The organism is Flavobacterium sp. FlaQc-47 (assembly GCF_044006475.1).
GTDB lineage: Bacteria > Bacteroidota > Bacteroidia > Flavobacteriales > Flavobacteriaceae > Flavobacterium.
The window spans coordinates 538062-562341 of the sequence record NZ_JBIPCQ010000001.1 but is presented as its reverse complement, the minus strand read 5'-3'; the positions used below and the strand labels follow the sequence as shown (position 1 = coordinate 562341).

Sequence of the window (24280 nt, the reverse complement as noted above, 5' to 3'; positions counted from 1 at the left end):
CTTATGAACTCAAAGATTTTTCTCCTGAAAGATTTTCGACTTTACCTTTACTATTTTGAATATGTTCTTCAACCGAAATTGCTTCAATTTTTCCTGATGCATTTCGCATAATATCTTTCGCATCTGCAGAATAATTTTCACTGGCTACTTTAGTTATATTTTTTGCCATTAAAAAATAATCAGCACCAGCATTTTGTGAAATCATAGCGAGTGCATTTAATGAAATATCAGCCCCTGCACTTTCTGTAATATTTACTCCTGCTGTAGTAGTAACATTTTCTGAAGCGTTGATAATAATATTAGCAGCATTCATTGTTATGGTATTTGAAGCTGTAATATTTATATTTCCGCCTACAGTATCGAGATGTATTTCATTGCCGTTTTGATCTGCAATTACTATACTCTCCTCTTCTGTAAATTTAATCATATGTCCGCTACGGGTCTGAATAGCTTTTATGCTATTTTGGCTATCTGCAAAACCACTTTTATCTTGTCCGTTATATTGCGTTCCTATAACGTACGGATTTTGCACATTGTTACCTTCAAAACCTATTAAAACTTCTTCTGCTATCTCGGGAATAAAGTAAAATCCTTTACCGGCGCCAGAATGTGGCTGAATCATACGTATCCATTCGCTTTCGGCATTGCTTCCTGATCCGTAAAACTGAACTTTCACGCGTCCTAATCCTTCAGGATCATTATTGTCTATTACCTGGGCTGGCTGGCTTTCGGCTTTTGCAAAAACGTGTACATTTGTATAATGAGGCGCACCCACATCTGAAGGAATTGCCTTGAACTCACAAGAATAATTTCCGTGAACCTGAGAATGATGTATTACTTCAACAGCAATTAATTCGTGTTCTACTGTTTGATTTACTATTGTAAATACTTGTCCAACTCCTAATGGGAAATATGAAATTCCGCTATAATACACACTATTAGCATCGCTGCCTGCAGTTTGCATTTTAACCATTTCATCAACATCTTCCTTATTTCTTGCATTAACAGTATAAGCTCCATTACTTAATTCAGCATTTGCAACAGTTCCCTGATTGTATCCTACAATAGATGCAAAACTATCTTTACTTCCTGTTGACGTTTTAGTGGCAGCATTTTGAATATTTGAACCACTATTATAATCATAACCTGTCAAGGAAATTTTATGTGAGACCATATTGGTCTGTATTTTAAAACTATGAAGAGAAGCTCCGTTAATCAATTTAATTTTACTGGTTTTTGTCTGACCAAACTGCATGCGCATTCCGTCAAAATAAAACCATTGTGCGTAACGTGTTGCCAATCTTTTTAAAAACTCAAAACTAGTTTCATTATATTGTACAATATTAGAAAATTGCTTAAGATAGGTAGATTTTATAGAATCTCTCTGATAAAATTCTCCTGGTCCTTCAGCTAAAATACTAAGCACTATATCATCCATTCCTCGTTCCTGATAGCTCCTCGATTTTTTCATATCATCAAGAACTATACTATGGCTTACTCCTGTTACATGTAAACCAACGGGGCTGCCATGAAGATCTACAGAGGAAAGCTCTGTAATAATACCTTTGCTCATCAACCTGATTCCGGTAAGACTTTTAAAAGTAAAAATTACCTCATCACCCAGATAACTTCTTAATGCTTTTGCCTGATCTGCGGGTTTAATAATTGCTTTACCGGTGTATTGCCAAATAAATGAAAAATGATGATGATCAGCCATCTTTTGTGATAGCTTTAAATCATAATAAACAACGTTTTGCGTAAAACTTCCTATCGTGATATGTACTTGTTCTGAAAAATGTGCCATAATGATATGTCCTTGTTTTTAATTTGCTTTATACAATTAGTCTAAAGCAATCCAGTTATTAGAAAATTTAGCATCTCCAAAAGTCAATTCTTTCGCAACCAATTCCATTGTTATTTTCATTGGAACTTCGGTTGTGCTTGTAAATTGTTCATCGTAACCTACACAAAATGCTTTAGCAAATGTTAGTTCTTTCATTTTACTTAAAGCATCTCTTCTATAAAAAACAATTTTACCATCTTTAGTCAAATCTCCATTTAGCATCCATGATAAAAAATGACTATTTTGACTTGCTTCGATTACCATTTTTATAATCCCGCCTTTAGCATTTCCGGTAGGTTTACTGGTGGTATCGATTTCCTGTTTAAAACTAATATTAAATTCAAGAACATTATATTCTTCGCCGTCTATATGTAATTTAGATAAAAAACTCATTTGTTGTAGATTTATTAGATTGTTAAAAAATTAGTACGTAAAGCTGAATTCGATTAAAGATCTGAATGTTTAAAACAGAAAAGGAAGTCCAATAAATGGACTTCCTTTAATAGTTTCAAGCTTTGAAAAGTTTGATAAAGTCCAAAGGATTATACCCAAGCATTATCAAATTCTCCTCCACCCATCGAAATTTTACGCGCAGAAATCATAAAAGTCTCCGTTAAAGGAGTAGCACTGTTATGATCAAAGTTTTCTTTGTACTTAACCATGTAAGCCTCTGTAAACTTAAGCTCTTTTAACGTAGCGTTTGAGTCACGCTTGATGAATTTAACTGAACCGTCTTTTCTTTCGAAATTGTTGGTCATCCACTCAAACAATTCTGTACTACCTGTAGACTCAACCTCAAGCATAATTCTTCCTCCACGTGTTACCGTAGATGGACGTCCTGAAGCGTCTGTCTCCTGAGCTAAATCATAGCTCACATTTAATACTTTGTAATCTTTTCCTGCTACTGTTAATGATGTTAAAAACGACATAATGTAAAATTTTTAATTATTAATTTATTTATTTATGTGGTAAATATATAAATAAAATCTTATTATTATAATAATTTTAATAAAATTTTATTTACATTATATATCTATCAGATTATCAGTGACTTAAGCATTAATTTTTCTCCTATTTTACAGCTAAAAAGCACTAAATCAGCCTGAAAAAATTACTTATATGATAACGGACCGACGAAAAAATAGCCGCGAAAATCAAAATTCCTGTTGGTACTTTTTATTGTCGCTTCAATAATAATATCAACCTTTTTTTTGGCTCGGCTTACATCATCAACTAAGTAAATATTTTCTGATAATTCGACATTTAATTCGATTACTTTTATTCGCTTTTCATGAAAGATCAAAGACTGTTTCATCGTTTTAGAAATGATTTCTTTCAGTGTATTTTCATTCATCAGTAAATCAAAATCAATTTCCCAAATTTTAGATCCAAAGGTTTCATCAAATTTGCATTCCCCAAATGTGGTGGTTGCCAGCAATATAATTTGTTGAGCGATAGAGTGTTCAATTGATGTTTTTTCTAATTCTTTTTTTTGTATTACACTATTAAAATCTATAGGTAATTTATAGAAAGCTCCTTTCATTTATTTCTTTTTAAATATAAATTAACCTGTCCGTATGCCCTTGTTTGTTTATTTCTGCTCCTTTAGAAACCTGTTTTCTTTTGATGATAGACAGATTGACCTTTGGAGTAAGTTTCAGGAATTTTTCACGATATAAAATATCTCCTATAAATCTTTGTCCTTTTTTTTCATCTACAACAATAAAATAACTTGTTCCTTTTTCTATTTTAAGCGAATTAATATCTCCGGCAAAAATTTGAATATTTTGATTTTCTTTTTGAAAAGTATAGGTGAGTTCGTCCTGATTTAATTTTCTGTATTTAGAAATATCAAACATTTCCATTTCTTCTTTTAAAGGCTCAAAAGGAATATTTTCGAAAAGGAAGTTTTTTGGTGCCAAAAATTTCAAACCCAGAAAGCTCCAGAGACCTTTTTTTGTTTTTTGTTCTTTAAAAAAATAAGTATCACGTGTCACTTTATACAGTTCCTTTTCATTTGTTTTATCATCTGTAACAATCATCTGATAAATTGGAACTTCAATTTCAGCAGGAAACTCAACTCCTTTTAGTTGTGTTTTTAAATTAACCGACCCTACTTGCTGTTCAGAAATTAATATACTAATCGTATGTTTTTTTAGGGCCGAATCTGTTCGAACAATAACTTTACCTTCGCCGCTTCCTGCATAAAAAACAGAACCGTCGTTATCCGTAAGTCCTAATGAAAGATTCAATTCTGGAAATGGCATATTATATTATTTAGATAAATTAAACTTTTTATTTGCTACGGATTTTGATTCAATATTTTTCAAATACCTATTTAACTCTCCTGACTTTGTACAATTTTAAGCAATGCAGATAAAATTTTATATTTTGGTTATCTACTTCGCTTGGACTGAATTCGTAATCTTTTTTAAGGGTATAAAATTTTATCGTATTGATATTATGTCCCATTAATTTTTTTATATCTCTTCTTGTAAGTTCTAAAGCTGCTGTTCCGTCACAGTTTACTTTGAATGTATTTTTTAAGATATATCTTTCGCCATCTTTAAAATACAGTTCTAATGGCTGTTCTTGTTTTACACAAACATTATCTGTGAAAATTTTAAAATATAAATAGATGTCACTTTTTCTTTTGCCGAGCTGAAATACAGCATATTCGTAATCTTCATTAAAAACGCGCAGCAAAATTGGTGTCGCACTTGCAAATAGTTTTCCCGAGAGTAATAATTCATTTTGCGAAATAGGACAACTTAAAGTATCAATTGGGTTTACTTTTTGTGCTTTAATCGAATTTGAGATTGAAAAAAATGCGATTAAAAATAAAATTTTAAGTACGTTCATGAATTTGAATTGTTTGGTTTGACCATTCAAAAGATCAATATTTTTTATTTAAAAAGGAAACACACTAAATGTGCTTCCTTTTTTATGATTTACAGTACAAGTATTATTTTTGTTCGTAATCTGTATCCCATTCTGTTCCGTCTGTTCCTTTTTGACCATCCATTTTGATAAGGAAATTTTTAGCCGGAAAATAAGGTTTCATATGGATATCCATATAGATTCTGTCTTTTTGAATTGGATCTTGTTCGAATCTGCGAATTTCAAAATTCTCGATTAATTTATCCGGACCAGTGATTCCGTCAAGGAAAGCAACAATCTGATTCATAATCTCTTTTCGGGTTTTTGCAGTAAAGTTTTCGAAAGCACGACGATTAAGGAAATCCATTAATACTTTAGTCACATAATCAAAAACACGCACTACAGAATACGTTTGTAATCCTAAGTTATCTCCACTAAACAATGTTTTTGCTGAAAAAGCCATTACTTTTCCGTACTCGTTTACCATAGGAACTAATCCTAAGTTTTCAAGATTTGCAATTTCACTTTTCTTAAGATCAAATTTTACTCCGTCAACTTCATTGATTCCACCAAACTTTTTACCTGCAGTAACCTGAGACATTAAAGTTTTGTAAATTTTTCCTGCAAGCGCTGCAGAAGGAGCAATGTGTAAATCTTCACTTTCACCAATCTGGTCAAATCTACCACGACCAACCAACCAGTTACAAGTCATGATTACGTTTGAACGGTATACTTCACCACCTGTTAAAGCAGCTGCATCAAACATTTCCATTACATCATCCGGTTCATCAAGATGTTCGAAATCCGTAACAAGCATTACTTTGTTTTCATGTGCAATTTTTGCCCATTTTTCTATTACTTTATTGGAGCCTAAATAACCTGGAATTACTAAAATACCGTAGTTATTTTTAAGGTCTAAACGATCGTAGTTATCTACTAATTCAGAGTGAATTGCATCGATAAAACGAGTATTATCAAGATCTTTTAATTGCTCTAAATCAGCATTTACGATCGTAACATTTTTAACTTTATCTGTTTCAGTATTTTTGAAAAACAAAGCGATTGTTCTGTAAGCAGCTTCGATTTCTCTTGTATCTTCAACAGCTTTAATCAAATTCTTTTTCAATAAAGCTTCAGATTCTTTGCTTTTATCCTCACTTTGCGCCACCATATCCGTCAAAGCTTCATTGCTGCTTAAAACCGAAGACCAAAGTTCTAAAGTTTTTAAAAGTGTTTCTCTTTCTTTGGCTTTGTTGATTTCTCCAAGGAAAATTTTTCTTCTTGCTTTTCTTTCCGGATTTAGATTTTGGATTCCTTCAATTGACATTTCCAATAAATCAAAACCACCGTATTTCGCCAGTTTCTCAACATTTTTTTCAATTGAACCTCCGCTTACTTTACGTTCTAATACTGCTGTATCAACGTCACTGCTTTTATATGCTTCTTTATTTGACATATCTTATCTTTTTAAAATTCTTATTTGTTTTCTTTTAACTCTTTGATCAATGTTCCAAGGCTTTCTAATAAAGCCTGTTTTGCTTCACCATCTTCTAATGCAGCTTTCAAAATTTTATTCGATTTTAATTGACGAATAATTTTTTGATATTGATCTTTTTCTGTTTCAAGATCAGATAAAAAACTACTTTGTGACGTAATTCCCTTGATACCAAAATCTCCCAGGTTCTTAAAGTTCAAAGCTTCGACTTTTGTAGCGCCGTCAACAGTTTCAAAATTTACTTTAACCTCTGGTTTAAAATGCTCAAATGCTTTTTCAACACTTGTAATTCCTTCAACCAATTCTGGTTTTACGGGTGCGTCAACAGTTAATTTTTGAGCAACAAGTGTTCTGTTTTGAGGGATTGCAGTGATTGCTTCATCTGCATCTAATTTTACTTCATTACCTCCAATTCCATAATTTGATAACATAATTTTAATTTTTTAATGATTATTATATAATTCCTTTTACTCTTATTTATATCTATTGATTTTGATAAATCTGACGGCAGACATCTAAATCCCTGCTTACTTTTTCAAGTTCTTCCTTATACGTTTTAGCCGACTGGTTTAAACTGTCTATTAAATGAGAATTATGCGTAAGGCTTCTGATTTGCTTTTTATAATCAATAATATTCTTGTATGCCAGAATAACATTGTTGTATAATTTTTTGTTTTCAGTAGTATCTTTTGGTACTTTTTGATACATATTGGCAATCATAACATTGGCCAGACGCTGCTGAAAATCATTATCTACTTTTGGCGAATTAATCGAGTCAATTGTCATCCTGATGCTATCAATTTTTACCGAAAAGTTAGTCTGATAATCATACTCTCTTTTCATCATTTCATTCTCTGCTTTAAGCACTTTATTTTCGGCAACCGGATTGTAAATATTGTACGTAACTGCAATAAACAGTACTGCAGACAGCAGCACAAATGCCACTAAATAAACAAAAAATGCTTTTTGACGCTCTTTATGGTTTAATATATCGTTCATAATTTATTATTAACTATTTTGTTTTTAATCTTTTATAAAAAAAGTATGCCTTTTTGGGTTCTGAACAATATCTTTTTGATCTGTTTCAGCAACAAATAATTCGATATTTTCTTTTTTCTTACCAATATAATCCAGTTTGTTCAGGGTTTCAAACAGGGTTTCAATTTTTGCCAGCGCATTCATCGTCAGTGTGGCTGTTTTATCAATGTGTACGTGATCGTAACCGGCATTAATAAGTGAGGTGAATAATATTTCAAGATCTCCTTGTGAAAGATCACACCACTCAGCAAAATAATTCAGTAACTCCTCTTTTCCTGCACCGGATTTTGAATCGATAAAATTTTTCATGACTCTGGCAAAAGAAACCACTGTACTTAACATTGCGGCAGGATGCTGATGCAAGGAGAACCAACGAAACTGTGTAAGATGTGTTCCTAAAAAATATCCTGTGTTATCTGCTAATTGCATTACAGTTTGCGGTAAAACACCATTTTGCTGTACTCTGTTGATTTTTTGAGAAATCTGTACGGAATAAATTTCAATCTGACCAAACGAACGTGCAATCTGCGCCTGCATGTCTACCAATTTTGGATGACATGATACCGTTACTGATGGCGGAATATAATTTTCATCCAGAACCGTGGTATCGCCAATTAAAACTTTACCAATCGCCAGATAAAATCCTCCGTAACCTATTCCTGTACGAAATTCTTCGGCTTTGATCAAGTGAAGTTTGTATTCCGGTTGTGTGTACGGATATCTTGGTGGAACTTCGTCCGGATCCGGTTCACCAAACGGAATCCTTTTTTTAGAATTAACAGAGATACAAGCCAGTAATACTAATTGTTCACCTTCTTTGAACTCATAAGTAACTTCCGGATATGGAACCTGAAGATCTAAAGTATCTGTACTGCTTTTACTAATTTCAATTCTGGAACCGTTAGGTGTGATTGCATGACATTCTTCTACGCGAACGCGAAGTAGTTTATGATTGTCGATTCCTAATGTGATTTTTGTTGCTTCTTTATTTTGATTTCCTGAATCCAGCAAACCATAGCTCATAGGTGTTGTATGAATACCTATTGCATCGTTTACCAACTCAGAAACGTTATCCTGAATTGATAAAAAATGACTCTTGTTGATCTTCATCCCGTCAATCCAGTTAACGGGAAAATGATGTAATTTTTCTATCATAATTCTAAATTTTTATTTTGAAATAAGATGTATTATTTCTTATCCTCTTATTTTATTTTCTACTCTGATTATCGCATTGTCATAAACTGTATTTTCTTTAAACTCTTTTGCCAGTTTGTAATAATTTAAGGCCCCCTCAAAATCATTATCGTTCTCAAAAATTTTGGCAATATTGTAATAAGCACTTGCTTTGGTCGTGTTAATTGAATTACCGGCCGCATATGTTATTGCTTTTCTGTTTGAATAAATGGCTTCTGCTTTGTAACCTTTTTTAATATACATTAACCCTAAATTTCCATATGCCTGACCAAAAACAGGGTTGTATTCAATAGCTTGTTTGTAAAAATTTAAAGCTCCATCAACATCTTTGTCCTGATAGGCCAGATCTCCTTTTTTATTTAATAAAAGCGCTGTTTTCTTATCGTCATTAGAGACATATACCTCTTCCTGATTATCATCGTTCGACGATCCGCCAATACCAACTTCATCTACTGTTTTTGAAATGATAGTATTGATATCGATAATTTCTCCGTTTTCATTTATTTTAAATAAATTCCAGACATTTCCTTTTTTATTTTTCGGGATGTAATATGTTTTAACCAATGACTGCCCTACGTAAACAAATACTTTTGCCGCACTGGCAGATAATTTAGAAGAATTTAAATCTTCTTTATTAGAATAATCGTGGACAAAATAATGATACGTTTGTCCGAATTTTTTATTGTTAATCGTTATCGTTTCAGGACCATAACTATCTGTGTCATCAACATCAAGATTAGATGAACTTCCTTTTTTGTGGTCAAAATAAATATGATTCCCCGGAAAACTCAAATGCGAATCTAAATCCTCAGGGTATTTCCCCCAGTTTAAAACGATTCTCATTCCGTCCAGATTTTTCATCACCGGACTTAATGCGTATGTTAAATCATTGCAAGGACATTTTACAACCAGACTTGAATAATTTTCTTTTTTAATAATTAGTAATGTATTCGAATCATCCTGAAAACCGCCATTAATTGTTGCTCTTCCGTTAGAATTGGTTACTTTTTTTGTTGATGTTTCACCATTTCGCTGAATCATCACTTCGGCATTAGTCAATACTTTATCTTTTTCTACAGCCGATAAAACTTGTATGGAAATATCCTGAGCATTTACACTAAAGCCAAAAACAAGAAAGAATACTAAAAAATTTATTTTCATTTTATATTATTTGTTTACAATATATTGATTTTCAATATTTAAATTACTTGTTATAACAAGCTTTTTCGGGTTAAAACCTAACAATGGCGCGCAATTAGCCCTTTTTAAATCTTCTCTGTTTCCTTTTCAAAAACTAATTAACTTTCTATAGCTATCAGATAGTTATTTTTATTTAAAAATATATTTTTCAGAATTAGTCAGCATTATAAACAATCTTTTTTACCACGTTGTTATTAGATTTTTCAATATTAACTTCTGTAACTCCTCCTTCATAATTCAGCACTATTTCAATTTTATCTTTTTTAATAGTATATTCAATATTGATTAACCCATCTTTATTAATTTCAATAGCCTTGCTACTTGCTGGTATTGAATTCAAAAAATATTTTGAGTCAGTAACTTCTTCATTTTTAATAATATTTGCATAAACATCTTCAATTGTACTATTTCTAATAATACATTCCCGACCTGAACCCATCTCTACAACAATCTCTTTACAATCTTTATTTTCAGAAGAATCTTTTTTTGAATTGCTTGCTATTTCTCTTTTAGAAATATTACACGCTTTATAAATATTTTCTAAATTATTAAACTTATAATTTACCTTAACAGGATTTTCCGGATCAGCTGATGTATTCCATAATTTTGCTTCATTAGGTAAAAATAATAGCCAGGCGATAGTACTTTCTACCATTTGCTTTTCTTTTGGATTGTCTGATAAATTATTTTCAATATATACCTGAAGAGTTATTGAATCATTCTCAATACGTTCAATTCTAACAAAATAATTTTTATAATCTTTTAAATCTAAATCACTTGATTTAACGATTTCGAACATTATGTCTTCGCAGGTTAGTTTTGATTTATCGACCACTTTTTTTAATGGTTGGTCATTTACTTTTTTTTCTGACGAATCTTTACAACCCATTAAAATCAATAAAACCACTATTACTATTATCTTTTTCATTTTAAGTCTATATTATCGGAAGTTTTCTTATTCCTTTTTTACTATTTTTCCATCAGTTGTTAAAATATATCTATTTGATGCAGTATAAGTAGAACTTATAGTTTTGACTACAATGTTATATTCTTTATCTATCGAAAATAAGGTTACTTCTTTACCATTAACATTTTCTGGTTCGAACCATTCGCCTTCAACGTATAAGTTTCCTATAACAACGTTATTCTCAATAGTCAATAAATAATATCTATAATTATAATCTCCACAATCTTGAGGTACCAAAATAATAATAACATCCTCTTTATTTGGTAGTGATAAATATCTAAGCTTACCTTCTCCACAATTGTATTTTTCAATTCCTTTAATGGTATTACAATCAAGAAAATTATATTTCACTGTATTTATATTAATCGGTTGATTATATGGTAATTTGATATTACTTGGTTCAAAGCAATTATTTTCTGGTTTATTAGTGGGACTAACATCATTACTAACTATATTTTTTCCGAAATTTTTAAAAGAATCCTGAGCATCAGGCATAAGTGTTTTTAAAATATTTTCACTTTTCCCTTCTAATTTTACACTATCTAATTTGTTTTCTTTATCGTAATAAAAAATATAAGTCTCATAATAGGTATCTGATAATGCCTCATCAATATACATTTTTACAATAAATTTTACTTTTATTGTTGTACTAGATTTTGCAACATATTCTGGCGTATAATTCATAGCACAACCTGAACCACAACTTATAACAAATGATTCATTAGTAAAGTTTTTTACTTCATTTAATGTTGTTGAAACAACTTCTTGTTCCTTAACATTTGTAGTATCGTTTATAACAGTTGTATCTACCTTTGAATCATTTTTTTTGCACCCAATTAAGAATATGGATATTACTAAAAGACCTATTATTATTTTTTTCATGATATATTATTTTTTAATAAAATTCCTCCAACTAACAAGAGCATCCCGCTCTTGCCAGCTGGGCTTTTCTTTTCAATATGTCAAGGAGCTTATTTTTTTTCATTATTAGATTAATAATAAAGGTTGTTTTTTTCCATTTCAACATCCAGTGATTCATCAAGATAATAAAGTGAATCTTTTTCAATTTTCCCGTTTGCCATTACTTTATTCTTTTCATATAAAATGTAACCTACAGATTTATTTATGGGAGAAGAAAAATACTTTATTTGCCAAATTTTTTTGTTTTTAAAATCTAAATAAGATAAACACGTATAATTGCTAGGTTCATATTTTAAATCATTCACATTTCTATAAAATTCAATTGAATCTTTCTTTTTATTATCAATCAATGTGTATAAAACAATTCTATATTTTTTTTCATTGCTCAAAAATTGCTTTTCAAATTTGAAATTCAATTGAGTTGAATGAGATTGTGGAGTATCAATATTTATAAAATTCGCATAATGCTTTTGATATGATTCATTTTGTTTTTTCAATATTAAATATCCCTTATTTTCTGTTAAATGATCAAAATAATTTTTGATAGCCAAAATTGAATCTCCTGAAAAGATATTTTTACCAGACATATAAATGCTCCTCAAACTGTCTTCTGTATTCAAAATTTTAGCCTGATTATTCCTCTCTTTAGCAGAAATAGAATTATTAGTCCCTTTTTTACAAGAAAAAAAAAGAATAATTATAAAAAAAATAATTACATTTTTCATATCAACAATATTTAATAACAAAAGTCAAACATGATTAGCTTACAATTATCATCTTTCCATTTAATCCACTTTGTAACATCTTTGTATTCTTCTGCATAGTCACAACTAGTTTTTGTAACAGATTTAATTTGCATAGAGTCTTTCTTAATTTTCAAGACTTTATAATAATACATCTGCTCTTCCTTTGTACTACTATCTATTTTGGAAGTAAGATGAATGAATCCTGTCTTTATATACTCTTCCCATGAATTAAATTTGTATTTATTGATTTTCTTATCTATTAATTTTTTTTCGCCGTTTATATAAATAATCAAAAAATCCTTATTAGTTTCTGGTTGTTCAGCATCAAAACTAAATATTCTGTATTCAATAGCAGGAATTATTTCTCGTGCAGTAATACTTTTTACAAGTTTAATGTCATATAATTCTAACTCATTATTACTTAATACTATACTCCCAAATACAGTTTTATTTTCATTCAGAAATTAGTATTATTATTTAGTAACAACTGAACTACACCAGATCCTCTCAATGTGTTTTCAGTGTAAAATTTGATTCCCTGATATTCTGAAGTCTGCATTTCTAATGAATTTGATGAGCAATAATCTTTTGGCATCAAAGCAGATTCTTTAGTTTCAATTCTTTCTTTTTTAATGTTAGTAGTGATCTTTTCTTTTTTCTGCTTTGTACAAGCGAAAAATAAAATAAGAGATACTATCACTATATAAATATTTTTCATGTTCACTATTCTTTAGTTTCTTTAAAATTTGGTCTATATCCTTCTCTACGAATACAAAACCTTCCTCTTTTTAAAGTTCTTATATTCTCTCACATTTCTTTGTTTAGTCATAAATCCCTCCAACTAACAAGAGCATCTCGCTCTTGCCAGCGGGGGCTTTTCTTTTCAATATATCAAGGAGCTTATTACTATATTATTTTTTCTTTTCTAAAATTGTTTTAGAATTAAAATTTTCAAATAAAATTTTACCGAAATTTTTATTAGATAATACAGAATCTGGCACATCTTTATTAGGATCTTTTCTATCAGTAAAAGATTGCCCAAACTTATGAAGCACTATTTCATTTGAAGTTATATCAAATTTAAAAGTTGTGTATTCATCGATAATATACCAACCACCACAAGTATTTTGTTCTATAGTCAGATAATTATCCTTAACTACTAAACTCTGAAATCCATCTGATGGACAAGTCGAATTAGATGTATAAATTATATTTAAATTTTTATAAACCTGATAATTATTATTTTCATTACTAATTAATATGTACACAGGTGAATTCATAATCACATCATTATTTGAATCGCTTTTAATAACTTTTGGTTCAAAAATTAACACATCATCTTCCTTTCCATCTTTATTTAGATCGCATTTTTTTTCTGCACTTATTTGATAACCTTGATTTTGAAGGTCTCTTTTAATACTATCAATATTTACCACAGTAATTTTATCTTCTGTTTTAGTTCTAATTCTACTTTTATGGACATAACCAATTTTATTTGTTTTTGTTTTTACACGCCACCAATCACCAATACTTTCCAATATTTCAATTGTCTTACCTTAAACTACTTTATCAATAATCTTTGAAGAAGAATTTTTATCAGCGCGTAAATTTGTGTATCCATCTTTATCAAATACCTCAAACTTAGTCTGTTCATTCCTAGCTATATTTTCAGGATTAAGATCTTTTTCTTTCTTTATTTTTTCAAAAATTGACATTGACTTATTTCTCATTGATTTATCTAATATCAGATTCAATTTTTGAGAGTATTGCAAATTTTCTTTATTAAAATAAAAATTCCAAAATGAGTTAATTTTATTTTCATCTAATCCATTCAATAAGAGAACAAATTCGTTATTAGATTCCGTTATAGCTTGTAATTTTTTATGAAAATAATTTACTCCATCAGCTTCCCACTTACCATCTATAGCAATGTTTATAATTTTTATTTTATAATTATTATACTTAGATTCAGATGTTAATTTAAAAAAGTAGTCTATATATTCATTTGCTTCATCATAAAGCGCATTGGGTTTATCTAATTTATCATTCCATCCAAAAACGGATTTAAAATTTCCGAAATTACCTGGAAAACTTTCAATAAATTTTTCATCGTTTTTTTCTAAATATGCCTTTTTAAGTTTTGATATATCAAAATCATTGTGTGCATTAATATTACAAGAAATCAATAATATTAAGATTAACAATATACTAATTGATATTTTTTTTATCTTATATATCTGTAAAATCACCTTCATTATTTTAATTATTTTTCTCATTTTAATTAGCGTTAAAATTCCTCCAGCTAACAAGAACATCCCGCTCTTGCCAGCTGAGGCTTTTCTTTTCAATATGTCAAGGAGCATGATTTTTTATATATCAGTACTTTTTAAATTTTCGAAGAACTTTTCACCTAAATCTTCCAATTTAATAACGCCAAAATCTTTTTTTGACCAATTTTTACTTGGAATATTTTCATCCGGGTTAGTTTTACTTGTATATTCTATAGTATACTTATGAAGATAAAACGATTTATTTTCATATTTAAAAGTTATATATTCGTAAGTAGAATAATCATTATTGTCTCCGTACTGCTCAATTGTAAAAAAGTTATTTTTAAAAACTATCTTTTCAAATGCAGAATATGGGGAATTTTTATTTGCTACTCTAACAATTTTTTTTGTCTCTAATGTTTTCTCTCCCCCAGTAATAACAAAATAACCATAACTAAAATAATCTTGTCGATTCTGAGAAGAAATAGATGGGGCGTATAATCTAAATTTAAATTTTTCTGTTTTAGATGGGCTAAACTCCCAAGAATTAACTTCTATTGCTTCTTCTTTTGCTATAACAGCACCGGAAGAAACTTGATTTGATTTTTTTTCCTCACTTTTTTCATTAAAAATAATTATTTTTTTTCTGGAAATTTTATTTATATCATATCTTATAGTTAAAATATTTTTGTTTATGAAAGGAGAAATATTTAAAGAATCAAAACTTGTAAATGATTTATCATTCTTTTCTAAAAAGATTTTAGATTGCTGAATATATTCAGGACAGCAATTTTCATATTTACTTTTGTTTTCTAATAATTTTTTGTAAAATTCAGTTTGCTTTTTCAGAGATTCTTTTTTTATTTCTAAAAAATGTTCATTAAATAAAATTGTCTTATAATTTTCAGCATTTGAACTTAAAAAATTATTAGATAATAATTTTTGTTTATTTAATTTGTTATAAAAAATATCTAATGCGAAACTTTTATTATCATCTGTCAATCTCTGATAAAATTGAATTTCTAAATCCTCATTTAAACTTATATTGTATAGCTTTGTTTTCTTTGCTATAATATCTATTTTTTTACTTTCAATTGATCCATATAGAGTTTTATAGATAAAAACAGTATCAACCTTGTTTATAATATTAAAATCTTCCTTGTCAATATCAATTTTTAATATAAAATCGCCACAATCGATATCTGTTGTAATGTTGGCACTTGTTTCAGTATTATTTTCAACTGAATCTTTCTTCTCAATTTTTTTATCTACACAACTAATAAATGTTGCAAAAAAGAAAACTATTAATAATCTCATATTTTATATTTTAATTACATTCAAACTGGTCACCTCCTCCATGTCAAGATTTGATAAACCTATATGTCCATGATCTGCATGGCCGCTATCATGCGTAACTCCTGGAATTGCATTACCAAAAACAGTTACAGGGTTAGCACAATAATTCTTTCTAAAACCATAAGTATAGGCAAAACTCAAAAATGATTTGTTCTTTTCTTTATCAAATAAGGAATTTGTATTATTACCTTGATAGCTTTTCCCCGAAGTATTTAAATAACGGAAATCGCAGTCAAGTCCTTTTCTTGTTCCTAAATGACCGTGTCCAGCATGGTGGTCATAGCCTGCACCCCAAGGGTCACTACCATTTTCAGATGACATATCTCCTAATTTTATTTCCCAACCTTTTTGATGGACTTCATTAATAATACCAAACAGAGCTGCTGCTGTTTTAGGTAACAAAAAGTGGTCACCTTGTCCCACTGTTTCCCCCCCCGAAACACCACCTGCATCAACACCACTATATCTGCCAAATCCATCACCTGAACTAGGTATTTTTACCATTCCATATTGATTTTCATCTAAAACATATAACAATTTAAATTTACCCTCTTCTTTTTCTACATAGTAAGCATGTTTTTTTACTGTACCATTAATAAGTTTTATTTTTCCAGATTTATAAGCATAATATTCTGATTGTCCATCTACTTCCTTTCCAGCCGCCTTATTATTTTTACATTCGTCTACCTTAAAAATTCCTTTAGTTATATTTTTATAATTTTCTCTTCTTTTCTTTTTAGAATCAGCATCATCGTTTGGATTAACTTTTGCCGTTACTAAATTTGCAATAGATTCATTTAGGTCATTTCCTATAACACTATTGATGTTTTTTAATTGCCAAAATCCCATTGCTGAAAAAACAGCGTACCTAATATCTGTTAAAATTTTTTCAGGATTAGATACGATATTAACATTCGCATCTACTCTCTTAATTTTTTCATATACTTTTTCGTAATTTTCTTTCCATGTTAATTGTATAAGTCCCTTACCTCTATATTTACTCCCATCTCCGGTTTCAGGTCCCTTATTTCCAAACTTATCAGAATATGCATAATTAGCCAGCATATCTTCATTTGCTTTTTGAATTCCATTATCACTATATCTATTTAAATCTTTTCTACCATATAAATCAGCTATGTTTTTATTAGTTCTAAAATAAGATAGATTACAAAAATTTTTCTTAGTTCCATTTTGAAAATACCCTGGTTCACCTGTTATAGCATTACCTTTTATCCAATTTGTTCCTTCACTATACCAATAACCATCTTTAAGTGCTCCAGCACTATAATTCATACCTTCCGGCTTCTTTAATTTTAAATTTGTTCCAACTTCTTTTAAAACTTGAGCAAAAAAATGTGCTTTTCTCAAACATGTATTTATTTCAAATAATTCAGCACCATCATTGAAAGCGTTAACAACATCTGTTAATATTGAATCATTAGCATCTGTAAAAATTAACTTTAATTCATCTTTATCAAGCTTTTTACATCTTTCACATTCACCTTTCTCGTCTTTCTTCTTATCCTCAGCCTTAGGTTCAAAAAACTTCATTACAGCATTTACAATTTTATTCTCATCTGGTCTAAAAACTTTTACATCAACATCAACTTTTTTACTATGCTTATTTTTACCTGTTTCTATAACTTCAACATATGCAAATACTTCCTGCTCATCACCTTCTAATATATTATCTCCACCCCTACTTCTTGGTATTTCGTTAAGAGGTACAACTACAGAATAAATATTAGACTGAATCGTGAATTTTTGATCAAATAATAAATCGTTCCACGCGTCATCTTCATCATATAATTTAAGACGAATTTCTTTACCTATCAATCCTTTAGAATCTATCCAGACTTTAATTTGCTTTTGTTTAAAAGTACCCGTTATCGCACGTCCATCAGTATCTGTAAGATGCACATTAGTAATTTCGCCTTTCTCTTTTTTTGCAGGAGCGTTAGCTGCAGGGGTATTCGTTTTTGGCTGAACCGGTTGTTTTACCGGAGCCGCCGGATGTGATCGCTGTTGCACCGGTACTTTCCTTTTAAAAGGAGCAACGGGTGTTTCCAGATCATTTACATTCACATTTTTACTGGCTAATTTTTCTCTGTTAAAATCTGTAGTAACATAATACTCATGAATTTTATCTTCTTTTCCGTCTTTTTTTGCAATCTTGGCAAAACTTGGTCTCAGTAAAAAATCAATATCGGCTTTGCCATTTTTAACAACGCCAGAAAGTGTTTGCATTATATTTTTTTCATTCCCTTGTGCGTGACCGCTTCCATTAACATCATCTTCCCAAAGGGTAACAGATACTTTGCGTTTTTCCATGTGCAGGCAATGCACTCTTGCTTTAAGCGTTTGCCCGTATGATAAAGGTTTTGAAGGCTTTTGTCCGTTCTTGTCTAATAATTCGATACTATCAATTTTAGGCACTCCGGCAGGATGCGTTTTTATATCCAGTCGCCCTGTATCTTCTCCTCTTCTTGCCAGAATACGAATACCTTTTCTGTCCAGACTTTTTTGCAAAAACTTATACGATACTATATTTCCTGACTTATCATTTTCTTTTGTTTTACGCCATTTTCCATTTTCAAGTATATAAATTTCCCATTGTACACGATTGGTCTTAGCGCCTGTTTGAAAAGGCAAAACTTCAGGTAAAAATTTATCTACAGAGTAGAATTCTTCCTTACCTATTTCAGGATTTGCATTTCCAATTATTTTAAAATCTGACATAGTATTTTATTTTATTGACAAATAGAATCACTCTCTTCTAAACTCTCTTGAAATTGCGCCGTATTCACCAGAGGATTTATCTGGTTGCTTACTTGTGGCTTGGCTTTTTTGGCATTTTGCTTTCCTGCTTCTGCTTTTTGACCGTGCTTATCAACTTCTATACAATCAGGACCTCCTATTGGGCAGGTTCCTTTACTGTCTTCTAATAAAATTTTACCTTTATTAGATAATGTTATTTTTTCATAAAATTTACTCCATTTTGTAATGGTGGCCTGGCAAGGCAAAAAATCGCCGCTTCCGTTAGGCTGCATTTTGCATTTTCCAAAGGTGTTTTTTTCCATTGTCTGACCAATTTCCTTGTCGGTCGCAATGAGTTTTTTAGCTGCATCTTTATCATTTGCATAATGCTTGTCCTGCGACTTCACCTTTAATGTATCTGTTTTTGGTTCTACACTAAACTTGCATTTTAGCGTTGCTCCCTGCACTACAACATGTTTCTCACTCATGGCTTTACCTTTTTTGAATAGTAAATATTCTTGTTAACACCTTTTCCTTTATAATCTGCAAAAATCAATTGTATCTTTCGATGCTCTTAATGCTGTCCTTTTTTTAAAGCTTCGATTGCTATCGTAACTTTTATTGGATCATCATAATCCATACTGCATTCTAAATTTATCTTCTCAACACAGTACGAATCACTATCCAGTAAATAAGTTGCATTGAATTTTCCTGTCCAGGGATCTAATCCATAATTAAATTCTGCCGCTAAATCTTTAAAATCGCCTTCTTGTTCTACTTTGATACAATAAGATTCATCTAAAAATGGATTTATTTTTTGTTCTACGTTAAACATCGATTCTTCCTCTTTTTCTAATGGAAAAAAAACATCGTTTTTAAATGTATAATCCGCTGTGTAACCTACATGAATTCCGTTAAAAAAGGTTCTTAAAAAATAATCAGAACTTAAATATTTAAACAGTGTAACTTCATTTTCGAGGGCATTTTCAGCATGATCTATATAATTCTCCGTTACTTCACCTTCATAATAATCTAAAATCTCCTTTTTTGTGGCTTTCCAACGACTTTCAATATCGTCGAAATTATAAATAGCAACCCATTTTCCTGATTCATCAACGACAATTTTTAGCGGATATATAACTTCTGCCGTTTTTGCCGCAAGTTGATCCATAACTGTATCAGGTATTTCATTGTTTACATAAATTGATTTTCTTTTTATCTCAAACAAATGAAAATTATTTTTATCTGTTGCAAGCCATTTTACACTCACATTCATTTCTAATGTGTCAATCTCTTCTCCTACTTCTGTAGTGTAATGTACTTTGTATTTCTTTTTAATTCCACCAGGTAAAAAAGGCAGTTTATAGTTATTTCCTAAACTTACTTTTTGAGGTCTTTTTTCCTCTGCTTCAGTGCTAACTGCACTTTTTTTGGGCGACAAAATCAAAAATTCTAAATAACTTTTAAAATCGGCTTCTATCAAATCCGGAATAGCACAATGTATATTATGATATCGTCTTAATTCGTAAGCATCTACACCTAATTCAGTCGCGACGCTTTGCAATGTATCTCCCTTTCTTATCTTATATGTGAGGTGTTTGTCTTTTGACTGTCCCTCAGAATCATCTATGTAATACATTATGTCTTGAATAAATTAAACTAATTCTACTACTGCATTTTTCACTACGCTTTACTTTCAACAGGTTTAGGTTCGAACATAAAACTATCGTCTTTTTTGTCTTTTTTACTTTTTTTGAATTCAGGTTCTTTTTGCCTTTTACAAATAATTACTGAATTCTCTGTAATACCATTCATGCCTAAAGTATATTTAGCATCTACATATTTAGCAGACTGATACCATTTGGGCTGTAAAAAAAAGACCCAATTATAATTTTCTCCATTATGTTTTAAATCAATTTTACTTTCTGCATTATGCTCATTATAACCATTAACGGTGTGATAAAACAGTGCACCAAAATCAATTCGTACCGGTCCTTTTGATCTAAGGGAAGTAAAAGTTGGGCTGTCCGGTTTTTTTTGAACCAGAATACTTATCAGTAATAAATCCTTCATTTCTTCACCTTCAATATCAGGAAAAGGATCCTTTTTTTGGGGTATTTTCCAGGTAACATATTCTTTTGCAGGTATATCCAGCATTAAATTAAATGTGATATAAAATCCAGTAGGAATTATAAATACCCAGAAATGTCCATACATCAAAACAATATAATTTAGACCATTTAATGCTGTGTAAATAATAACGAACAGAACACTAGAATATAAAATCACCAATAATGAAAACAACAACTCGATACCAATAGAGGCTTTTAAATTAAACTCCTTAAAATAATGCCTGTACAAATACACATTCAGCGTTCCTAAAAACAAAGAACAGATTTGATAAAAAAGAAATTCGTCTGATAATTCAGTAAATAATTTATTGTATCCTAAAAATGCCACAAGGGCATAAATCACTACACAAGAAAGAAGATAGATGTAAAATTTCTTCTTATAAGTGGTCGAAAAGTCCTTTACCTTATCAGTAAATACCATTGTAAGTATAAAACTTACTGCTATAATTATTACTAAAAATACAATAAGCCTAACGTCAATAAGTGCTCCTAAATGCTTTTTTATCATTACTAAATTCTTGTTGTATACCCTAAAACAGGCTGTTTACTAAAATTAAATTCTTCAGTTTCCTGATTCATCACTAAAACTATTTTCACTTCTACTTCCATCGGGAAAAAATGTTCGCAAAAACAATCTATAAATATTTTTATTTCTCCATCATTCACATAATCACTAAATGGTTTATTCTGTATGGGTCCTATTTCTATGGTAAGATTCATAGAATAATCCATATAATTATTTCCACTAATAAAATCTACACCCAATCTATTTTCTCCCAACCTTATTTCCTCGCTTTCATCGCTAAACTCCTTAGAACTCGTGCTTGTAAAACTTACTTTTTCTTCTATTATACTTGACAAACAACGACAAGCCAAATCAATATCTCCAACAATTCTATAAGCATATGGCAAAAGCTGAATAAACTTAGACACCAATACTGCCGGATAAATGTGCGGCAATCCCCAGAAATCATAGAAAAAATCCAGTGGTTTACTTCCGTTTAACTTGTATAAAAAATCTCTTTCAACACTTTCAATTTTTGTTTTGTAATGAAAAATTTCATTTTCAAAAGGCGTGAAAAAATTACGTGCTTCGGCTTCCTGCTTTTTCTGATGTTTATGTTCCCTGATCATCTGCTTCACAGATTTATCAGCATTATTTTCGCTTAAACTATGTACAAATCCTTCCGGAAGCGCATCATACATGCTGTCTCTGGACAATTGTATGTTAAGATATTCCTGCTTATCATAATTATCGTCCTGAATTGTTGCTCCTAAAACATCACTCCTGTAGGCTCTTGAAAATTGCCCCTGATTAGAAATCGTAATTTCATCATGTACAACCTCATTGCTTTCTAAGAGTTCATTTGCTATAACTTCGGCCCTGATATCATATGAAATACTTTCTATTTCATGCACCAGATCTTCCAGACTTTTTTTACTTTTTCTTTGCATCTTCGTTGATTCGTCCTGCGCCTATGTAACGTAATTGAAAATATTCGTCATTGAAATTATATATCGCAAGCCCTTTATCAGTGCAAGCCAAAATTCTGTCATTGTGCAGGTATAAACCAACATCAGAAATAGGATGATCTTTATCGTATCTAAAAAATACAAGGTCTCCCTCGGTCAGAAAACTTCTTCCCGTAAAAATCTGAATGGATTTTGATTTCCACATTCCAGCCGGATCTTTCGGCAATGTGGTTTTGTAAACGTCGCTATACAAAGACTGTAAAAAATAAGAGCAGTCAATTCCCTTTTTAGAGAAACTCTTTTCCTTATAAGGCGTATTCAGCCACGGATCTATGTATGCGTATAATTTGTAATTGGTAATTTTGTTAGGCATTACTGCCAGTACTATGGAGTATTTTTCTTTTAGTGCTAAAACATCATCACTTAAGTTTTCTGAGTTATCATTTACAACAGATTGATTCTTTAAACCAACTTCTTTCATCTTCGATTGCTTTTTTAGCAGATCTAACGAATAATCGTATTTAAACGGAATCTGAGAAATATACTTTTGAGCATGACATTCAATGCATAAATGCATTATCATAAATAATAAAACTGCCTGCTTCATAAATATATTATTTATTACTTTACCAAATTTTTACATTCCGATAACAATTAAATCTCAACTTTTAACCTTCGTAACTTAAAAAACAATCTGCATTTTCAATTTTCGATTAGTTAAAAAAATTAAGAATTTTCCTTTTTATAAGCTAACTTGCTTACAACTAAAATTTTACAAAAATATTTACTTGTCAGAATAGTCCGAAACAAACGTACCGATTTTTTTTGTAAGAATACAATTTTTTTTTGTAGAATTTATAGTAATAATATAAAGTTTTTTAAAATAAATAAAACTACTTTTGTTTTAATTTGTTAAAAATTATCTGACTTTGTAAAAAAATTAAAATATTAAAATGATTAAAAAAAATATTGATATTAGGGTTGTCTTTTTCTTTGTCATCTTGCTGTTAATTGGGATTATTGTTTTTATAGTCCAGTTTTTCAATCATGTAGATTGTGAAGATGCTAAGTTTTACATCTTCTCAGATAACTCGCAAACCGAGGAATCTATTGAGTTTTATGACAAAACACCTAATGCAAAATCATGGGAATGGAACTTTGGTGACGGATCTGAAACTGATGTAAGAAAACATACTTTTCATATCTATAAAAAACCGGGAAAATACTTTGTATCCCTAACAATAAATGGGGATTGCATGCACACTAAAGAAATTGAGATTAAAGACAAATATGCTGTTGATAAATTAGGAACTCCACAAATTATTGTACCCAAAATTATTACTGCCGGTCAACCCACATATTTCAAATCTACATCTGAAGATGCCAAAACCTGGGAGTGGGCATTTGGGGAAAACAGAGGTATTGATGAAACTTCATCTGATCCGGTTTATACCTTTGCGACACCTGGTGAAAAAACAATTACGCTTGTTATAAACGGAAATTTTAGCATGGTTGCAAAAAGGGTAATTTATGTTCATCCAAGGGTAATTAAAAAGACAAATCCGTTAGATGTGACGTCGTATGTGTATGAGAAAAGTGCCGAAGCTTTTGCCTTGCCAAGAGGAACTGCAAAAAAAGATCCACTGGACGAAATGCTGCAATATGTTCCTGTTGCGCCAAAAAATAAAACGAAAAGAGACAGTGTCGAAGTTGTTAAAAAAGCGCCTAAAATATCTGAAGATCAGTTCGAAATTTTACTTAATAAGGTAGCCGAAGGAAGTAAAGTGAAAGATGATTTTGCCGAATTTTTATGTGATGATCTAGATATTCCGATTGTGAAAAATGATGCTGATTTGATTACTTTTTCGCAATTATGTGCTGCTATAAAAGGAAAAAAGATCAAAATAGAATCAATTCGACTGAATAAAGACAAACAAAACAATTGTATTAAAGGATTAAATATCAGCTACAAGGTTAAAAAATACCTGATCTGGTCTAAAGATTAAAT

25 protein-coding genes are annotated in these 24280 nt (G+C 30.4%); 1 reads left to right on the top strand and 24 read right to left on the bottom strand.

Going from position 1 to position 24280, the window contains the following annotated elements:
- Position 1: 1 nt before the first annotated feature.
- From ACHRVX_RS02245 to ACHRVX_RS02130, 24 genes are all read right to left on the bottom strand, one after another.
- Complete coding sequence (locus ACHRVX_RS02245; protein WP_395328605.1) at positions 2-1804, bottom strand: type VI secretion system Vgr family protein; 1803 nt, start codon at positions 1802-1804, stop codon at positions 2-4.
- 36 nt (positions 1805-1840) lie between these two features.
- A complete protein-coding gene (tssD, locus tag ACHRVX_RS02240) occupies positions 1841-2236 on the bottom strand; it encodes a type VI secretion system tube protein TssD (protein ID WP_395328602.1) in 396 nt (131 codons plus the stop codon).
- Positions 2237-2385: 149 nt separating this feature from the next.
- Positions 2386-2772 (bottom strand): type VI secretion system tube protein TssD, encoded by a 387-nt coding sequence (gene tssD, locus ACHRVX_RS02235; RefSeq protein WP_213298162.1) that lies wholly within the window; start codon positions 2770-2772, stop codon positions 2386-2388.
- Positions 2773-2954: 182 nt separating this feature from the next.
- A complete protein-coding gene (locus tag ACHRVX_RS02230; protein ID WP_213298159.1) occupies positions 2955-3386 on the bottom strand; it encodes a GPW/gp25 family protein in 432 nt (143 codons plus the stop codon).
- Between the two features lie 10 nt (positions 3387-3396).
- Positions 3397-4110: a hypothetical protein gene (locus ACHRVX_RS02225; RefSeq protein WP_395328598.1), complete on the bottom strand. Its 714-nt coding sequence runs from the start codon at positions 4108-4110 to the stop codon at positions 3397-3399.
- Positions 4111-4177: 67 nt separating this feature from the next.
- Entirely contained in the window at positions 4178-4705 is a 528-nt protein-coding gene (locus tag ACHRVX_RS02220; RefSeq protein WP_395328596.1) for a hypothetical protein, read from the bottom strand.
- 103 nt (positions 4706-4808) lie between these two features.
- Positions 4809-6179 carry a DUF5458 family protein gene (locus tag ACHRVX_RS02215; RefSeq protein WP_213298150.1) on the bottom strand — a complete coding sequence of 457 codons (1371 nt, stop codon included), beginning with the start codon at positions 6177-6179 and terminating at the stop codon, positions 4809-4811.
- Between the two features lie 20 nt (positions 6180-6199).
- Positions 6200-6649: a hypothetical protein gene (locus ACHRVX_RS02210; RefSeq protein WP_394773628.1), complete on the bottom strand. Its 450-nt coding sequence runs from the start codon at positions 6647-6649 to the stop codon at positions 6200-6202.
- A gap of 52 nt (positions 6650-6701) precedes the next feature.
- Positions 6702-7217, bottom strand: a complete 516-nt coding sequence (gene tssO / locus ACHRVX_RS02205; protein ID WP_395328592.1) for a type VI secretion system TssO — start codon at positions 7215-7217, stop codon at positions 6702-6704.
- A 24-nt stretch (positions 7218-7241) separates the two neighbouring features.
- Complete coding sequence (locus ACHRVX_RS02200) at positions 7242-8411, bottom strand: hypothetical protein (protein ID WP_395328589.1); 1170 nt, start codon at positions 8409-8411, stop codon at positions 7242-7244.
- 39 nt (positions 8412-8450) lie between these two features.
- Positions 8451-9611: a hypothetical protein gene (locus tag ACHRVX_RS02195; RefSeq protein ID WP_395328586.1), complete on the bottom strand. Its 1161-nt coding sequence runs from the start codon at positions 9609-9611 to the stop codon at positions 8451-8453.
- A 193-nt stretch (positions 9612-9804) separates the two neighbouring features.
- The gene (locus tag ACHRVX_RS02190; RefSeq protein ID WP_395328583.1) at positions 9805-10578 is read right to left on the bottom strand and encodes a hypothetical protein; all 774 of its coding nucleotides are present in this window, start codon (positions 10576-10578) and stop codon (positions 9805-9807) included.
- Positions 10579-10605: 27 nt separating this feature from the next.
- Complete coding sequence (locus ACHRVX_RS02185) at positions 10606-11499, bottom strand: hypothetical protein (RefSeq protein ID WP_395328581.1); 894 nt, start codon at positions 11497-11499, stop codon at positions 10606-10608.
- A 110-nt stretch (positions 11500-11609) separates the two neighbouring features.
- A complete protein-coding gene (locus tag ACHRVX_RS02180) occupies positions 11610-12263 on the bottom strand; it encodes a hypothetical protein (RefSeq protein ID WP_395328578.1) in 654 nt (217 codons plus the stop codon).
- A 478-nt stretch (positions 12264-12741) separates the two neighbouring features.
- A complete protein-coding gene (locus ACHRVX_RS02175; RefSeq protein WP_395328575.1) occupies positions 12742-13002 on the bottom strand; it encodes a hypothetical protein in 261 nt (86 codons plus the stop codon).
- Between the two features lie 193 nt (positions 13003-13195).
- The gene (locus ACHRVX_RS02170; protein WP_395328573.1) at positions 13196-13822 is read right to left on the bottom strand and encodes a hypothetical protein; all 627 of its coding nucleotides are present in this window, start codon (positions 13820-13822) and stop codon (positions 13196-13198) included.
- Positions 13823-13840: 18 nt separating this feature from the next.
- The gene (locus tag ACHRVX_RS02165; RefSeq protein WP_395328570.1) at positions 13841-14647 is read right to left on the bottom strand and encodes a hypothetical protein; all 807 of its coding nucleotides are present in this window, start codon (positions 14645-14647) and stop codon (positions 13841-13843) included.
- Between the two features lie 6 nt (positions 14648-14653).
- Positions 14654-15871, bottom strand: a complete 1218-nt coding sequence (locus ACHRVX_RS02160; protein WP_395328568.1) for a hypothetical protein — start codon at positions 15869-15871, stop codon at positions 14654-14656.
- A 3-nt stretch (positions 15872-15874) separates the two neighbouring features.
- Entirely contained in the window at positions 15875-18649 is a 2775-nt protein-coding gene (locus ACHRVX_RS02155; RefSeq protein ID WP_395328565.1) for a glycoside hydrolase family 19 protein, read from the bottom strand.
- An 11-nt stretch (positions 18650-18660) separates the two neighbouring features.
- Complete coding sequence (locus tag ACHRVX_RS02150) at positions 18661-19155, bottom strand: DUF4280 domain-containing protein (RefSeq protein ID WP_395328562.1); 495 nt, start codon at positions 19153-19155, stop codon at positions 18661-18663.
- An 86-nt stretch (positions 19156-19241) separates the two neighbouring features.
- Complete coding sequence (locus tag ACHRVX_RS02145) at positions 19242-20306, bottom strand: peptidoglycan-binding protein LysM (RefSeq protein ID WP_395328559.1); 1065 nt, start codon at positions 20304-20306, stop codon at positions 19242-19244.
- 44 nt (positions 20307-20350) lie between these two features.
- Complete coding sequence (locus tag ACHRVX_RS02140; RefSeq protein ID WP_395328557.1) at positions 20351-21307, bottom strand: TssN family type VI secretion system protein; 957 nt, start codon at positions 21305-21307, stop codon at positions 20351-20353.
- 2 nt (positions 21308-21309) lie between these two features.
- Complete coding sequence (locus ACHRVX_RS02135; protein WP_395328554.1) at positions 21310-22254, bottom strand: type VI secretion system baseplate subunit TssG; 945 nt, start codon at positions 22252-22254, stop codon at positions 21310-21312.
- Positions 22238-22879 (bottom strand): C40 family peptidase, encoded by a 642-nt coding sequence (locus ACHRVX_RS02130; RefSeq protein WP_395328551.1) that lies wholly within the window; start codon positions 22877-22879, stop codon positions 22238-22240. The genes ACHRVX_RS02135 and ACHRVX_RS02130 overlap by 17 nt, the downstream gene beginning before the upstream one ends.
- Before the next feature lie 346 nt (positions 22880-23225).
- Between ACHRVX_RS02130 and ACHRVX_RS02125 the strand changes: the two genes are divergently transcribed.
- Positions 23226-24278, top strand: a complete 1053-nt coding sequence (locus tag ACHRVX_RS02125; RefSeq protein WP_395328548.1) for a PKD domain-containing protein — start codon at positions 23226-23228, stop codon at positions 24276-24278.
- Positions 24279-24280 lie beyond the last annotated feature (2 nt).